At 44.5% G+C, this 14,839-nt stretch carries 16 protein-coding genes, 1 pseudogene and 1 riboswitch; of the genes and pseudogenes, 8 read left to right on the top strand and 9 right to left on the bottom strand.

The window, feature by feature from the left end; genetic code table 11:
- Positions 1-12 precede the first annotated feature (12 nt).
- The 3 genes from MHI30_RS06675 to MHI30_RS06665 all read right to left on the bottom strand — a co-directional run bounded on the left by MHI30_RS06675 (position 13) and on the right by MHI30_RS06665 (position 1,498).
- A complete protein-coding gene (locus MHI30_RS06675; protein ID WP_075753330.1) occupies positions 13-510 on the bottom strand; it encodes a hypothetical protein in 498 nt (165 codons plus the stop codon).
- A 76-nt stretch (positions 511-586) separates the two neighbouring features.
- On the bottom strand, positions 587-757 hold the full coding sequence (locus MHI30_RS06670; RefSeq protein ID WP_167564568.1) for a hypothetical protein: 171 nt from the start codon (positions 755-757) through the stop codon (positions 587-589).
- Positions 758-1,102: 345 nt separating this feature from the next.
- Positions 1,103-1,498, bottom strand: a complete 396-nt coding sequence (locus MHI30_RS06665) for an immunity 22 family protein (RefSeq protein ID WP_075753332.1) — start codon at positions 1,496-1,498, stop codon at positions 1,103-1,105.
- A gap of 1,422 nt (positions 1,499-2,920) precedes the next feature.
- Here MHI30_RS06665 and MHI30_RS06660 point away from each other — a divergent pair.
- Positions 2,921-3,859, top strand: coding sequence for a glycoside hydrolase family 43 protein (locus tag MHI30_RS06660; RefSeq protein ID WP_256700690.1), 939 nt, complete (start codon positions 2,921-2,923; stop codon positions 3,857-3,859).
- A 90-nt stretch (positions 3,860-3,949) separates the two neighbouring features.
- On the opposite strand, the pseudogene MHI30_RS06655 reads toward MHI30_RS06660, so the two are convergent.
- From MHI30_RS06655 to MHI30_RS06640, 4 genes and pseudogenes are all read right to left on the bottom strand, one after another.
- A pseudogene (locus MHI30_RS06655) lies at positions 3,950-4,383 on the bottom strand (SMI1/KNR4 family protein).
- A gap of 147 nt (positions 4,384-4,530) precedes the next feature.
- Positions 4,531-5,904, bottom strand: a complete 1,374-nt coding sequence (locus MHI30_RS06650; protein WP_075753336.1) for a serine hydrolase — start codon at positions 5,902-5,904, stop codon at positions 4,531-4,533.
- Positions 5,905-6,082: 178 nt separating this feature from the next.
- Entirely contained in the window at positions 6,083-6,370 is a 288-nt protein-coding gene (locus MHI30_RS06645) for a hypothetical protein (protein WP_342409982.1), read from the bottom strand.
- On the bottom strand, positions 6,357-6,926 hold the full coding sequence (locus MHI30_RS06640; protein WP_075753340.1) for a MarR family transcriptional regulator: 570 nt from the start codon (positions 6,924-6,926) through the stop codon (positions 6,357-6,359). Before MHI30_RS06640 ends, MHI30_RS06645 begins: the two co-directional genes overlap by 14 nt.
- A gap of 171 nt (positions 6,927-7,097) precedes the next feature.
- Here MHI30_RS06640 and MHI30_RS06635 point away from each other — a divergent pair, with 171 nt between their 5' ends.
- Entirely contained in the window at positions 7,098-8,288 is a 1,191-nt protein-coding gene (locus tag MHI30_RS06635; RefSeq protein ID WP_075753342.1) for a DUF819 family protein, read from the top strand.
- Between the two features lie 44 nt (positions 8,289-8,332).
- On the opposite strand, the gene metC is transcribed toward MHI30_RS06635, so the two are convergent.
- Both metC and MHI30_RS06625 read right to left on the bottom strand, forming a co-directional pair.
- Positions 8,333-9,508, bottom strand: a complete 1,176-nt coding sequence (metC, locus tag MHI30_RS06630; protein WP_075753344.1) for a cystathionine beta-lyase — start codon at positions 9,506-9,508, stop codon at positions 8,333-8,335.
- Positions 9,498-10,622 carry a methionine biosynthesis PLP-dependent protein gene (locus MHI30_RS06625; RefSeq protein WP_075753346.1) on the bottom strand — a complete coding sequence of 375 codons (1,125 nt, stop codon included), beginning with the start codon at positions 10,620-10,622 and terminating at the stop codon, positions 9,498-9,500. Before MHI30_RS06625 ends, metC begins: the two co-directional genes overlap by 11 nt.
- Positions 10,623-10,687: 65 nt before the next feature.
- A riboswitch (SAM riboswitch) is annotated at positions 10,688-10,804 on the bottom strand.
- 127 nt (positions 10,805-10,931) lie between these two features.
- On the opposite strand from MHI30_RS06625, the gene MHI30_RS06620 reads away from it, so the two are divergent.
- From MHI30_RS06620 to MHI30_RS06595, 6 genes are all read left to right on the top strand, one after another.
- Entirely contained in the window at positions 10,932-11,879 is a 948-nt protein-coding gene (locus MHI30_RS06620) for a YafY family protein (protein ID WP_075753348.1), read from the top strand.
- Between the two features lie 80 nt (positions 11,880-11,959).
- The gene (locus MHI30_RS06615) at positions 11,960-12,448 is read left to right on the top strand and encodes a DinB family protein (RefSeq protein WP_075753350.1); all 489 of its coding nucleotides are present in this window, start codon (positions 11,960-11,962) and stop codon (positions 12,446-12,448) included.
- Positions 12,449-12,459: 11 nt separating this feature from the next.
- A complete protein-coding gene (locus tag MHI30_RS06610) occupies positions 12,460-12,915 on the top strand; it encodes a helix-hairpin-helix domain-containing protein (RefSeq protein ID WP_075753352.1) in 456 nt (151 codons plus the stop codon).
- Positions 12,916-13,026: 111 nt separating this feature from the next.
- Positions 13,027-13,749, top strand: a complete 723-nt coding sequence (locus MHI30_RS06605; protein WP_075753354.1) for an esterase family protein — start codon at positions 13,027-13,029, stop codon at positions 13,747-13,749.
- A gap of 64 nt (positions 13,750-13,813) precedes the next feature.
- The gene (locus MHI30_RS06600) at positions 13,814-14,323 is read left to right on the top strand and encodes a YjcG family protein (protein ID WP_075753356.1); all 510 of its coding nucleotides are present in this window, start codon (positions 13,814-13,816) and stop codon (positions 14,321-14,323) included.
- A 9-nt stretch (positions 14,324-14,332) separates the two neighbouring features.
- Entirely contained in the window at positions 14,333-14,752 is a 420-nt protein-coding gene (locus MHI30_RS06595) for a GNAT family N-acetyltransferase (RefSeq protein WP_075753358.1), read from the top strand.
- Positions 14,753-14,839 lie beyond the last annotated feature (87 nt).

Raw genomic sequence — 14,839 nt, 5'->3', positions numbered from 1 at the left:
TAAAAAAACACCTTATTTAGTAAGGTGTATGGTACTTTTTTGTACTCTACTAAAATGTCTTTTTTCCGGTAATTCATCTAAACACTCTTGTAATAATCTTTTATAACCGCTTATTTTTCCAAGTCTCCCAGCTTCCATTTTTGATAGAATAGCCCATGCCCCTATTGAAACCAAAAATAAAAAAATTATTACGTCAGAAGCTAGAGCTAAATTGATTCTGTATTCTTTTATAATACTTAGACTGTGATCCATTGTACTTCCTATAGCCAAAGATATAATTGCAAAAAAGGCTGCGGTCAAATAACTGATTGCTTTTTTAATTTCAAACTGATCTTCAAGTCTTCCCAAGAACATTTGAATTTGCCTTTTATCATGGTGCTTTTTTATTTTTTCTTTAAATGCAATTTGTTCAGATAAGCTTTTTTTATGGACATCCTCTTTAACTTGTTCTAAATAACCAAGGACACTTTTGATCTCACCAAATTCAATTTGTTCATTACTATCATTCATGAAAATCACCCCCTGTATGTATCGGAAATGTTTTTACAATATTTAGGTGTATACGTTACCGGAAGAAGTTTTCTTACTACTGTTTTCGGCGAGTTCGCCCGCCTATTCTTTTGTATGTGTCTTTCCTGATGCCCATGATCTCTTCCCAATCCCGCCTCGTTACAGGTTCATCTGACTTCGTTGAAGGGCTTAACACTTTTTTAAGGTGTTGCTTCGCGTCAGCTGATAAAACATCTCTCATCTCCATACTCATTTCTCCTTACCGAATAAACACCACCTTGCGCTATTCGCTTTTTTGAATTAAACATGGCTCCGGCTAACCTCCAGGAGGACGCAAAGATTATATGGAGCCATACGAATCAGCTGCACAACATCCGTGTGCAAAAGATCAGTGTGCAGGCTCTCCGTCTTGGACTCGATATTCACGTTCGTTTTTCTTGTCTCTATCGTATGACAAAGTGAAATAGAAAAAATCCCCCATTTTATCCCCCTTTTTGTCGGATTTTTCTCGGATTTGAACATAAAAAAAGCACTCAATCAGAGATTAAGTGCTAAAACAAGTAATTGTCAGTTCTGTAGTTCCGTTTTATCTTTAAACATATGAAACGGATCCTATAAATTTAAAAGTATACCCATTGTTAACAATTTCATTTCTTTTCCCTTCATAATCAAAGTTATATAGTAAAATAGCAGAGTTTATATTGTTCGGAAGTTTTTTACCCTGAATAGCTTCAAAACGAGGTAAAAAGATTTCATCATATGAACAGCCACCTATTAATTCGTGCAACAATTCTTTATTCTGATCATGAACAACTTTTTCTATAAAGTCTTCATCTAAATCATCAATATCTATGAAAAAGTCTTTTAAAAACGCAGAAGGGAGGAAGTCACCTTCTTCTTCATCATACGGTAATTCAACGTATTCATTTAATTTATCATCAGTTAGAATACTACCAATCCATAATGAGACATAATTTTCTCGTTCCATTTTAAATCCTCCTATTTTTTATCCTTAGCCCCTCAGGCAAAGCTTCAACTCCACCTTTTAGTCAGTAATTGGCCCAATTGTTTAATCTTCGTACAAACATATTATAATCTTCGGATGAATCTATAATCTTTAGTAGCTAGTTGTGAGCAGCAGTAGAGCCTAGTCCACCGTGTTTTCCAGTCGGGTTAACAAATTCCACTTCATTTATTGCCGTCTCTCTAATTTGTTCAGCCGTTACTCCCCAGTGTTTAAAGGTTGGGGCTCGTGAAACCAGATGCCACTCATGCATTCCTCTCGGAGCTGCCTTTCTATGGCTCTTCTAATTTTTTTGTCACTCCAGAATTCATCTAATTGTTTAGTTGATAATGAATTAAACCATTTATTGAACTCCCCACTTTTAACAGTTGGTACAATGGTTTTCCGTACTTTTTTTACAGTCTGACCCGAAGTCCCTTTATTAGTGTTGAAAAGCACACTCTTCTTCTTATCCTCAACCAGCTCACGTATCAGAGGTGTATTCTTTACGTTAATAGAATTCGGTGCATCCTGAAGAATCGTCCCATATTTTCGCATGTAATACGAGATTAATTGTCTCAACCAGCTTAAACTTGCTTCAACAAGTAGGAGGCGAACAGTTTTTTGGCGGAATCTGTGGTTCCATAGACTTCCTCGCTCTGCCCGGCTACCTTTATCTATGACTAGTCATAAAAAAAGATCAATTAAGAATACTATATAAGTAAACTTAATTGATCTTATTATACGAATAGACTTCCCTTGAGCCCTGGTAAAGTTCATAGGGAAAGTCTATTTTAAAATGACTGAGCCAAGCCCTTGTTGGGCCGCTTTGTACACGCGACTCGACTGTTGGCGCAGTCGGGTCTTTTTTATTTTATGCATTGCTTAAAGAAAATATACACCTGAACGTTTGACCCGTACGTTGATGACGCACCTGTGGTCTTTTGCATTTAATTTTGACAGTCTATCTTGAATTTATATTACCAATTTCAACCCACTAAATCAACTAATAGTGTCATTCACCTTTCGGGATAAATGAAAATATTCGAGGTAAACCGTGCTTCATCTTCCAACGCTTTTGAACATCTCCATTATTTTTTTACGAACATCTCTAAGGTTTTAATAATTCACAGTATCCAAAATACTCCAAAGTAAGTCGAATTAATCACTTCCAATCCTTTAACATTCAGACGACAAAATGACTTTTGGTTGATTGTTTTTTTAATATGGATATTTTCTGGGTTTCATGCTTTATTTCAGGACTAGAAAACAAGTCCTTTGTCTGATTGAGAGAGACCGAACCCCTGCTAAAATAAAGTGCGTGTTGTTGGGAAATATTTCTCAAAAGGGAGGACCGATTGTTAAAGGACATCGAGATTTGAAAGGAGAACAACTGTGGCTAAGACTATTATTTCTGGTTTTATTTTATTTTTTCTGCTTATTTTTTCGGGAGCTGAGCCAGCATCAGCGGCTTTCTGGGATACAAAAGGAGACAACATTATTCATGATCCTTCCATGATTAAAGAAGGAAATACATGGTATACATTCGGCACTGGAATTGGCAATGGAATCCGCGTCATTAAATCGACAGACGGAAAAACGTGGAGCGCAACGCCAAGCATATTTGCAACTCCATTATCATGGTGGAAAAAGTACGTGCCAAACCATGAAGAAAACCAATGGACGCCTGATATCAGCTATTATAATGGACGCTATTGGCTTTATTATGCGGTATCCGCGTTCGGCTCGAAAAGTTCGGTGATCGGACTGGCTTCAACAGACCGACTCTCTTCCGGAAAATGGCGCGACGACGGGCTTGTCATCCGGACGACGACTTCGAACGATTATAATGCGATCGACCCTGATTTAGTCATTGATAAAGAAGGAAATCCGTGGCTGTCCTTCGGCTCATTTTGGAGCGGCATCAAGTTGACAAAGCTTGATAAAAACACGATGAAACCTACAGGGAAGATTTATTCCATCGCATCAAGGCCGAGCCATGGCGGAGCGGTTGAAGCGCCGTCTATCACATATAAAAACGGCTACTATTATTTATTCGTTTCTTTCGATAAATGCTGTCAAGGTGTGAATAGCACGTACAAAACCGCTTACGGCCGCTCTACAAAAATCACGGGACCTTACTATGACAAAAGCGGCAAGAAAATGACGGAAGGCGGAGGCACAATCCTCGATTCCGGAAACGACCGATGGAAGGGCCCGGGCGGTGCGGATATAGTGAACGGCAGCATCATCGTCAGACATGGTTATGATGCGCTTGACAATGGGGCGCCTAAGCTGCTGATTAATGATTTATACTGGGATTCCAAAGGCTGGCCGAAGTATTAGTTTTTAAACCGAGCAGATGTTTTTCTGCTCGGTTTTTTTCTGTTATTTATCCAGCTTTGCAAGAACTCCATCTAAAAAATCAAAAAATATTTAATCTGCCATATCTTCAAAGTATCGATCATTTTGATCAACTTTTTTAATAAATCCCTCTAGAGAGTCAGCTATTTTTTTATCAAAAAAGAATACCGATGACTTATCGGTATCATTTAAATCAAGCGTTAAATATACACCTTTATTTACCTCATAAAAAACAAGCCTGTCTTCATCTTCATATATATCATCTAAATCAGGGTCAAATTCGTAAATATCTTCCCTTAAAGTGATATCTGCGATAGTAGCGGGATCTAAAAATCTGTTTATTGCACTTTTATTCCCTCTTATAAACCCGTACCCAATCTCTAAATAAAATTCTCTGAGTTCTTTAGGAAATAGAAAACCAAGTCTATCTTCCGCTTTATTAGATCGTTTTCTTTTAACTCATAAAGCTCATGATGACTATTTTTTATAAAATTAAATTTGTTCAGCCTCATGAACCTCCTTATAGATGATGCACTTTTACCATGAATATCCGATTGGTGCACATTAGAAATTCAGCCAGGCTGATATCCCCACAACCTCGAACGATTAATTTTCTTCCTGACAGACAACAGAGCCAGGCCGCCAAACAATGTTCATACTTTGCTGTTTGATTCCACTATCCGCACCGCTTCTTCCTCTGCGCCATTTTCATAAATAATCAAGCGGGTTACCACACCATTCTCCAAAATAAATTCCACTTCAACAGACAATGATCTGAGGAAAAAGCGCGTTTCCGAGGCTGGAAATAATTCGAAACGGATCTGTCCGGTGATTTGCATATAAAGCCGGTCTTTATCAACTGTCACATCAGCGGCGGTGCCATCCTGAAGTGAATAACTTCCGACATATCTTTGGTAAATGGCCGGATCGATCTCTTTTTTCTTTTTATCGGCAGGGCGGTCAGGGATTTTGTAGGCCTTTTCAAACAGGATATTTTCAACGGCTTCAAAAATGGCCTGTTCATATTCATCATCCTGTTCCACATTGCTCAAATAAATGAAGGTTTTTCGTTGATCGATATATCGGATCATTACAGTTGAATAGCCTGGCCAGCTGCCGCTGTGACCGACAATTCGCCCTGTTTCAGGTCTGTCCCGAAGCACCCATCCACACCCGTAATCTACGGACTCTCCGTTTTTCAGAGACGCGGGAGTAAAGGCAAGCTCTTTTGAAACATGATTGATCAAACAATCTGTATATAAGGCTTGGTCAAACAAATATAAGTCATGAATGGTTGAGTTTACGGTTCCGTCCCCCTGGATCCCGTCAAGATAGGAGACATATTTTGTTTCTTCAAGGTCATCGGGCAGAACGTACTGTTCTGTATGCACGTCATACACATATCCATACGCATAGTTCTCAATGGTTTCAGGTTGAAGCCTTCTGTTATACACTCTTGAGTTCCGCATTTCCACCGGTTCAAAGATACTTTTTTTCATATATTCGGCAAAACTCAGACCGGATGCCTTTTCAATGATAACCGCAAGCAGCACATATCCCGTATTGCTGTACATCCAATCTTCACCCGGGGCAAAATAGCGTTGCGGCTGATGATTCATCAGCATATCAATGATATCTTGATTAACAGCAATCTTGTTATGATCCCAATGTTGTAAAAACCACTCCATATAATCGGGCAGACCCGACGTATGTGTCAACAAATCGTGAATCGTTATGCCCTGATAAGGAAATCCGGTTATCCATCGTTCTACGGGATCCTCAATATTCAATACCCCTTGCTGTGCTAATTGAAGGATGCCCAAAGCAGTGAACGGCTTGGATAGCGATGCTAATTCAAATAAGGAGTGCTCCTGCAATAAACGCTTATCTGCCAAGTTTGCATAACCGAAGGCGCCTTGATAAAGAATGTCTCCGTCTTCAGCGACTAATACCGCCGCGTTGATCTGATTTTTTTCATTTAACACACTAAACAGGTTAACAAGTTGTTCTCTTTTTTTCTGTTTCACTTTTCCACCTCCCTTTCTTTATACGCATATGGAAATAAGAGGTTTCAACTAAAAAAAAGACAAGACTGCTTCTTGTCTTTGAAATCACTGTTCTACAATTCTAATAAGTTTCAACATCCTTTTCGCAAGTCACTCATTGATCTACGGTGCGACCCATTAGCCCCAGCACAACCGAATGTCAAATTGACTTTTGATTGCGGCGAAAGAATGTTGCAAACAGCAATAAAACGTTGCTCAAAAGACTTGCCGCCCCTAACCAGACGAGCCATTCCGCATTTGTCCCCCAGGAATATCCGATGATGATCAGAGCAATGCAGCTTGAGAAAAAGGGCCCTGTCCTGTCTAATTTTGCGCCGCGGCGAATGGTTTCCTTTGTCTGCAGGAATTTATCTTCTGCATGATAGAGCTTCTCCTTTATTTTGATTTTAAAAGTTGTTGCTTTTACATAAAGATCATTTTTCATCATTTTCTCCTCCGTAGCGGCGTTTCTCAAATTCTCCGAGAATCTTTTCTGTATCTAACGGATTCCCCACGCCAAGCTGAATGTTTGCATTCTCCTCAAAACCGTCTTGTTCTTCACCGTCAAAACGGTAAAGCTTTTGCAGCAGCCGCCAAAATGTCGCAACCTCTTCAGCTGTAAACTGCTGAAACAAGTCGGCCAAGAAATAGACGGACCTTTCGGAACAATCCACCAGCGCTTTCTTTCCTTCAGCGGTCATTTCAATATTAATGGAGCGTTTGTCTTTTTGACTTGGCACTGATTTGACATAGCCTTTTTTGATCAGACCTGTCATCAGCTTGTTGGCGGTCTGTTTGGTTGTGCCAAGCTTTTTGGAGATATTCGTAAGCGTGGCAGTTTCAGTCGGCAAATGCGCGATGGCGATGAGCGCCATATGTTGCCTTGAAGTTAATATTTCCATGTATTCGTCACCTCGGGTTTGCACCTTATTGACAACTGAAAACAATGTCGCATAGCTTTGCTGCATCAAATGTAATTCGTTGATTAAGCCGTTGATATCCATTTGTTCTCTCCTTCGAATATAGTCAACATGCTGACAAATGTACAATACCCTCTTTCAGGAATTTTGTCAACATGTTGACTATTTTTTCGTGATTGATCAATTGGACATTCCGTTTTACACTATTTAATTATCTGATAATTAAAAATATAGGATGCGAATAGGGGGAGTGTAATGAATTCTTCACTCATTTCAGCGGATGATGCATGGGTGCTTTGGGGGTTTATTGCGGTGTGGGCGGCGGTGAGTATTTATTTGGAGCAGCGGTTTCGCTGGGCTGCGGCCGTATCGGGGGCCGTACTGGCGCTGGGCGGATCGATGCTGTTTACGAATGCGGGGATTCTTCCGGCCGAGTCGCCCGTCTATGATGCGGTGTGGTCCTATGTTGTTCCGCTTGCGATACCTTTGCTGCTTTTTCAAATCAATGTGCGGAAGATCCTGAAAGAAAGCGGCAGGCTTTTGATGATGTTTTGCATCAGCGCCCTTGGCACTGCGGCCGGAAGCGTGATTGCTTTTTTTCTGTTTAAGCAGCAGATTCCGCACCTTGAGAAAATCGGCGGGATGATCAGTGCCTCTTATATCGGCGGAGGCGTGAATTTTGCGGCGATGGCCGCGAAGTTCTCAACTCCCGGTGAGTATGTATCATCGACGGTTGTTGCGGATAATTTTATGATGGCTCTTCTTTTTTTCATTTTAATGGGGATACCGGCGCTTAAATGGTTTCAAAAACGCTTTGGCGTTCCTGAAGAGGCGGCCGGCCGCAAAAATCAGGCGGAAGCCTATTGGAAAAGAAAAGAGATGTCCTTACAGGACATTGCTTTAAACATCGGAACCGCCTTTGCGATCGTTGTTGTGTCTGTAAAAGCAGCAGCCTTTTTCAAAGAGTGTTTTTCTTCTGACGGCAGGTTTCAGTTTCTTGCCTTTGTCTTGGGTGACCAGTTCCTGCTGCTGACGACGCTGACAATTTTGCTGACAATCGCCTTCCCCCGCTATTTTGAACGGCTGCGCGGCACACAGGAAATCGGGACTTATTTGATTTATTTATTCTTTGTCGTCATCGGCATTCCGGCAGACTTGCGGATCATTCTCATGAACGCCCCGCTCCTCCTTGCATTTGTGTTTGTGGTCGCCATGTCCAACCTGCTCGTATCGCTCGTCGCCGGAAAGCTGTTGCGTTTTCGGCTCGAGGAAATTCTCTTGGCCTGCAACGCATCTGTCGGCGGTCCGACAACAGCGGCGGCGATGGCGATCGCAAAAGGCTGGCAGGGCCTCGTTGCTCCGGTTATGTTGGTCGGGACGTTCGGATATCTGATCGGCAATTATGTCGGCACCCTCTTGGGCACATGGTTTTCCACCCTGGTTTAAACGCAAAAAAAGCCGCAGATTCCCTGAAGAGTCTGCGGCTTCTTTTATGATCGGGCGAACGCTCCGGATACGGCTTCCAATGCACGGGCAAAATCGGCCTGCAAATCATCGGCATGTTCCACACCGACGCTCAGCCGCAGAAGGCCGTCGGTAATCCCCCGTTTTTCCCGCTCTTCTTTCGGCATGGCGGCGTGTGACATTTTTGCCGGATAGGAAAGGATCGACTCCACAGCGCCGAGGCTGACGGCAAAGACCGGAAGAGAGACGCGTTCTACAATCTTTTTCACAGCTTCTGCATTCTCCAGCTCGAACGAAAGGACGGCGCCGGCGCCATATGACTGGTGCCTGTGAACAGACGCACCCGGATGCGAAGATAGCCCCGGATAATACACTTGTTTGACGGCCGGATGCTTTTCAAAAAATTCAGCGAGCTGCTGAGCCGTTCGCGATGCTTTTTCAAGCCGAACCTGCAGTGTCTTCAGCCCTCTCAGCACAAGCCAGCAGTCTTGGACGCCGAGAACAGCGCCGAACGAATTTTGCAGTTTATAAAGTTCTTCCCCGAGTTTTTTGTCTTTCACGACGGCAAGGCCTGATAATACGTCGCTGTGTCCGCTTAAAAACTTCGTCGCGCTGTGCAGCACAACATCGACGCCGAGCTCGAGCGGCCTCTGGAGCGCCGGGGTCATGAACGTGTTGTCAAGAAACGTCAGACAGCCGTGCGCCTTGGCAAGCTTGACGACGCCTCTGATATCCGTAATGCCGAGCGTCGGATTTGACGGTGTTTCAAGGTAGATGACTTTTGTATTTTCCTTTATGTTTAAAGCAATTTCATTTAAATCCGTCATATCGACGAAATTATGTTCAATCCCGAAGCGGCTCAGCACTTCCGTAATCATCCGGTAAGTGCCGCCGTACACATCTTTTGTGACGAGCACGTGATCGCCCTTTGACAAAAGCAGAAAGGCGGTTGAAATCGCGGCCATTCCGGATGAAAAAGCAAATCCCCTCGTCCCTCCCTCAAGCTCGGCTATCGTGTCTTCAAGCGCCGTTCTTGTCGGTGTGCCTGACCGGCTGTAGTCATATTCGCCGAATTTGTCAAAAGAACCTTGATGAAAGGTTGAGGCGTGCTGGATCGGCACGCTGACGGCTCCGGTTGCTCCGTCCGTTTTATTTTGGTTATGAACAAGCCTTGTTTCAAGCGTCCAGTTTTCATGACTCATGCGAAACCGCCTCCCCTTTCACTTTTTCCAGCGCAGTTTTTAGATCCTGCTTCAAATCTGAGACGTGTTCGATTCCGACTGAAAAGCGCAGAAGTCTGTTGCAGACGCCGTTTGCAATTCGGATGTCTTCCGGAATATCCATGTGGGTCTGTGTCGCCGGATAGGTGATGAAGCTTTCGACTCCGCCGAGGCTTTCGGCGAAACAGATCGTCTTGAGATTTTTCAGAAACGGATTGACCCATTCTTCTTTTTGAACGCGGAATGACAGCATGCCGCCTTTTCCCGGATAAAGAACATCAGCAATTTCTTCCTGATCTTCCAAAAAGGCCGCGAGTTCCCGCGCGTTTTCCTGATGCTGTCTCATCCTGAGAGCGAGCGTCTTCATCCCTCTTATTAAGAGCCACGAATCGAACGGCGATAAAACCGCGCCGATGGCGTTTTGGTGCTGGAACATTTCCTCAGACAGCTCTTCGCCTTTTGCAACGACAAGCCCCGCCAAAAGATCGTTATGACCGCCCAAATACTTCGTCGCGCTGTGAATGACAAGATCAGCGCCGAGCTCAATCGGCCTTTGCAGAACCGGTGTATAGAACGTATTGTCGACAATGAGCAGCAAGCCGTGCTCTTTGGCGATTTGCGCGATTTTTTGAATATCGGCTTCCTGCATGAGCGGATTTGTCGGCGTTTCTACAAACAGTGCCTTTGTATTGTTCGTGATTTTCGACTTGATACAGTCTTCGTCTGAAAAATCGTCGTAGAAAAAGCGAAGTCCGTATTTCTTCCATTCGTTTTCAAAAAGGCGGTACGTTCCCCCGTATAAATCGGACGAAACGATGAGCTCATCCCCGCTTTGAAACAGAGCCATGATCGTCTGAATGGCAGCCATACCGGAACTGAACGCAAAGCCGCGCGTTCCCCCTTCGAGTTTCGCGATTGCATCTTCAACAAGCTGTCTTGTCGGATTTTTTGTGCGAATGTAATCAAATCCTGTGGATTCCCCAATCCCTTTGTGTCTGTACGCAGAAGAGAAATAAACGGGAGGATTGACAGTTCCTGTTATTTCATCACTGCGGTTGCCGATTTGCGCCAGCGTTGTTTGTACATGTTCAGTCATATGACACCATCCTTTAAAAAATAAAAAACCCCTTCTTCATAAGAAGAAGGGGGATTATGCGCTTCTTCTTATCTTCCAAGCATCTGCTTGCTGGATTTAGCACCTTGGTACACTGACATCGTCAGTGCAGACCGGTTGCTGAGGTTTCAAAGGGCCAGTCCCTCCACCTCTCATGATAAGAATCTCTTCAATTTTCTGATTGTTCTTTACTTTAACCTAATTCAAGACATTTTTCAAGGGTCATTTTTAAATCTTTCCTCATATTGAACATGGTATGATGAAACCAAATGACGGAACCGGAGGAATCAGATGCCAAAAACAGAGCGATTAATCGAATTGATGATGACCATTCATACAAAACGAAAATTTACGGCCGGGGAGCTCGCAGCAGAATTCGGGGTTTCCTACCGCACGATTCTCCGCGATCTGGACGAGCTGAGCGCGCTCGGCGTCCCAATCTATTCTGAAACAGGCGCGAACGGAGGCTATTATTTGCTGAATGAACCTGTGCTTCCGCCGCTCTTTTTTACACAATCAGAGGCGGCGGCTATGTTTTTCGCGTATCAATCTCTGCAGTTTTTCGGATCGCTCCCCTTTGATGCGGAAACGCGGATGGTTTTAAAAAAGTTCTACCGCCACCTTCCCGCGGAAACACAGGAGCGGATTGATGCGATGAAAGACAGAATCGTGTTCTGGAATCCGCATCGTCCCAAAGCCGCCGAACATTTAGAAACGCTTCTTGACGCAGCTATCAATCAATCCGTTTTGACAGTCGCTTATGACGGAACTGACGATTGCGCGGAGAGATCCATCCAGCCCATCGGCTTGTACAGCTGGAACGGCTTCTGGTACTGTCCGGCCTATTGTTTTAAAAGGCAGGCGTTCAGACTGTTCCGCGCCGACCGCATCCTTCGGGCGGAAAAAGCGGCCGGCCCGCTGGCCCGCCAGCTTCCCTATCGATCGGTTCTCAGCTGGATCAAACATTCGGAGAGCGAGTGCCCTGAACCGGTGCGGCTGCATGCGGAACTGACACGCAGAGGAGCCCGGCGGGCTGCGGCTGATGTGGATTTATTTAAGATCCTCACCATGCGGGATGACGGAACGGGGGCGATCGATGCCAACCTCCCCAGGTCAGAACTTGAGTATTTCGGGGAACTTTTGTGGAACCTCGGCACTGAGGCAACTGTCAAAGAACCCGCGGAAATCAAGCTTCAGCTGATACGGAAGGCTGCTGACATTTTAGCAAGGTACGACTGACTTTTTTTAAGAACCGTGACAAAGCCTGTCAGGATTAGGTGATACTTTTAAAATAAAGCCAAATGGAAAGGATGAAGCAAATGAATCAAGTTCAAGCCCTGCGGAGCGATTTGTTCCACGAAATGGAGACGGGCGTCCGCTCCACGTGTCATCTTCTGAAAAAAGTGAAGGAATCTGACTGGTCTTACCGGCCCGCCGACCGCATGCGAAGCCTGAAAGAACTGGCAAGCCATCTGACGGCCATCCCAGAAGCCGACTTGGCCATCATGCAGGAAAAGGAAGAGGCCGCCATCTCCCGGATTGAAAAGAAGTATAGTGCATTACAGTCGGCTGACCAAATGGCTGAAGCTATGCAGAAAGGATTCGCCGCTTTTCAAACGTATATGACTTCCCTCTCCGACGAGGAGTTTTTGACGAAAAAAACAAAGCCGTTTTACCTCGATGAAGGGATGACCCAAAGCCGCTGGCTGACGGAAACGCTCACCCACGTCTTTCATCACAGGGCCCAGCTGTTTAATTATTTAAAACAGCTCGGCTATGACGTCAATATGTTCGATCTGTATCTTTAAAAGGTGTTCATATGAAGCTGCCTCTGACAAAAAAAGAATGGTCAAACTTAAGGACAGCCAAGGTGAAAATAAAAAACACGGCATATATGGATCTGTCCGTCCTTGCGCATACGCTCGGTTCGTGTTTGGAGCGCGCCGCATACATCAAGGCGCTCGCCCAGTTTCAAACGGTTCCTTCCATCGGGCCGAAAATGGCGCAGTGCGCCGTTGACCTGGGCTACTATTCCCTTGGCGACATCAAGCATGAATCAGGTGCGGATTTGATCATCCGCCTCGAAAAACTGAAAGGCTACTGGGAAGATCCTTGTGCAGAAGATGCGCTGCGATGCATCGTCCATTACGCCAACGATCCCGAAAGCGCTAAAAGCTGGTGGGATTTCACAGCGGAAAGAAAAATGTACCGCGAGCGCTGCGGATACCCTCCGGATAGACCGTCAACACCCTGGCACGAAAAAAAACGGCCATAAAAAATCACGGCTGCCGAACAGTTCGGCAGCCCTTTTCGCTTCTTTCACAAGAGAATTTCGTGTTAAAATGAATGGAAACGTTCACAAACATTATTTCTGGAGGAATTCACCTTGGCTATGAAAAAAGGAGTCATTCAGGAGAAGAAGCTTTTTTCGGAAGAGCTCGGCGAGGAAATGGAGCTTCTCGTCTATTTGCCGTCATCCTTCTCGCCGCTTTACAAATATCATGTGATCATCGCACAGGATGGACATGATTATTTCCGGCTCGGGCGCATCAGCAGACAGGTGGAAGAACTGCTGGCGAACGGTGAAATCGAAAGAAGCATCATCATCGGTATTCCGTACAAAAACGTACAGGAAAGAAGGCTTACATACCATCCGGAAGGGTCAAAATTCGAAGCGTATAAACGTTTTTTGGCAAATGAACTCGTCCCTTTCACCGACAGAGAGTATCCGACATACCAAGTCGGATCAGGCAGGACGCTGATCGGGGATTCGCTCGGAGGAACGGTTTCCCTCATGACAGCGCTTGACTACCCGAATATGTTCGGGAACGTCATCATGCAGTCACCTTATGTCGACCGCCATGTTCTCGATAAAGTGAAACAGTCCGATTCCCTGCAGCTTATTTCAATTTGCCACCAAATCGGAGAGAAAGAAACCGCCGTCAAAACGACAGATGATCAAATTTTGGATTTCACCGGTCCAAATGAACAATTAAAAGAATTGCTTGAAGAAAAGCAGACAAACTACGATTTCAAAGCTTTCGACGGGGATCACAAGTGGACATACTGGCAGCCGCTTATCACCCCCGCTTTAAAAAAAATGCTGTAGCTCTCTGTATATCGGCCCATCTTTGATATACTAAACCATATCAATTGTTTAAGGAGGGAACAAAATGAAATACGGTATTGTGCTATTTCCATCAAAAAAACTTCAGGACATTGCAAATTCCTACCGAAAACGCTATGACCCGAATTACGCTTTAATTCCGCCCCACCTTACATTAAGAACACCTTTTGAAGTGTCTGAAGACGAGATCGCGGGCGTCGTAGGACACCTGAGGGAACTTTCAAAAGAGCTGAAACCGGTCACGCTGAAGATTACAAAATTCAGTTCCTTTGCCCCCGTCAATAATGTCATCTACATGAAAGCCGAACCGACAGAAGAATTGACGCAGCTTCATAAAAAAATGTACAGCGGCGTTTTGGAAGACAAACCCGAATACGCGTTTGTTCCCCATGTCACAGTCGCACAAAAGCTGTCAGATGATGAGCATTCCGACGTCCTCGGCACGCTGAAAATGAGAGACGCGTCACACGAAGAAGTCATCGACCGCTTTCACCTGCTTTACCAATTGGACAACGGATCATGGACCGTCTATGAAACTTTTATTTTAGGAGCGTGAAGAAAGCCAGTGGAAGCCGTCATTGTGAAGAATCAACAACAGCTTGAAGACGCCTTCTTTGTTAGAAAGGAAGTCTTTATCAAGGAGCAGCACGTATCACCGGAAGAAGAAATGGATCATCTCGATCAGGAATCTTCACATCTCGTCATCTATGACGGAAAAGAGCCGATCGGCGCTGGACGCCTCCGGCTTGTCGACGGCTACGGCAAACTTGAGCGAATCTGTGTGCTGAAAAGCCATCGCTCCCTCGGCATCGGCAACCTGATCATTCAGGCGCTTGAAGAGGCAGCCGCCAAGCAAGGCGCGGTTCAATTCATGCTGAACGCGCAGACACAGGCTGTTCCCTTTTACGAAAAACACGGCTATAAAGTCGTGTCTGAAGAATTTTTAGATGCGAATATCCCCCATGTCAAAATGGTCAAAAAGTAACCGTTCCGCTTTTTAAGCGGAACGGTTTTTCTTTTCCTCAGAAAACATTTCATAGTTTGTTCATCTTTTGTTTATCGTTTATTCAAC

Source organism: Bacillus sp. FSL L8-0528, from assembly GCF_038593085.1.
In the GTDB taxonomy this organism is placed as follows: Bacteria; Bacillota; Bacilli; order Bacillales; family Bacillaceae; genus Bacillus; species Bacillus paralicheniformis.
Note: the sequence above shows the minus strand (reverse complement) of the source record. Positions and strands in the feature narration are given on the sequence as shown.

What these genes read in the sequence shown, in the direction of transcription:
- MHI30_RS06620 (WP_075753348.1), top strand. Translation starts at nt 10,932, where the DNA reads ATGCCAAAAACAGAGCGATTAATCGAATTGATGATGACCATTCATACA.
- MHI30_RS06670 (WP_167564568.1), bottom strand. Translation starts at nt 757, where the DNA reads ATGGAGATGAGAGATGTTTTATCAGCTGACGCGAAGCAACACCTTAAA.
- MHI30_RS06645 (WP_342409982.1), bottom strand. Translation starts at nt 6,370, where the DNA reads ATGATGAAAAATGATCTTTATGTAAAAGCAACAACTTTTAAAATCAAA.
- MHI30_RS06640 (WP_075753340.1), bottom strand. Translation starts at nt 6,926, where the DNA reads ATGGATATCAACGGCTTAATCAACGAATTACATTTGATGCAGCAAAGC.
- MHI30_RS06665 (WP_075753332.1), bottom strand. Translation starts at nt 1,498, where the DNA reads ATGGAACGAGAAAATTATGTCTCATTATGGATTGGTAGTATTCTAACT.
- MHI30_RS06615 (WP_075753350.1), top strand. Translation starts at nt 11,960, where the DNA reads ATGAATCAAGTTCAAGCCCTGCGGAGCGATTTGTTCCACGAAATGGAG.
- MHI30_RS06625 (WP_075753346.1), bottom strand. Translation starts at nt 10,622, where the DNA reads ATGACTGAACATGTACAAACAACGCTGGCGCAAATCGGCAACCGCAGT.
- metC (WP_075753344.1), bottom strand. Translation starts at nt 9,508, where the DNA reads ATGAGTCATGAAAACTGGACGCTTGAAACAAGGCTTGTTCATAACCAA.
- MHI30_RS06675 (WP_075753330.1), bottom strand. Translation starts at nt 510, where the DNA reads ATGAATGATAGTAATGAACAAATTGAATTTGGTGAGATCAAAAGTGTC.
- MHI30_RS06600 (WP_075753356.1), top strand. Translation starts at nt 13,814, where the DNA reads ATGAAATACGGTATTGTGCTATTTCCATCAAAAAAACTTCAGGACATT.
- MHI30_RS06610 (WP_075753352.1), top strand. Translation starts at nt 12,460, where the DNA reads ATGAAGCTGCCTCTGACAAAAAAAGAATGGTCAAACTTAAGGACAGCC.
- MHI30_RS06635 (WP_075753342.1), top strand. Translation starts at nt 7,098, where the DNA reads ATGAATTCTTCACTCATTTCAGCGGATGATGCATGGGTGCTTTGGGGG.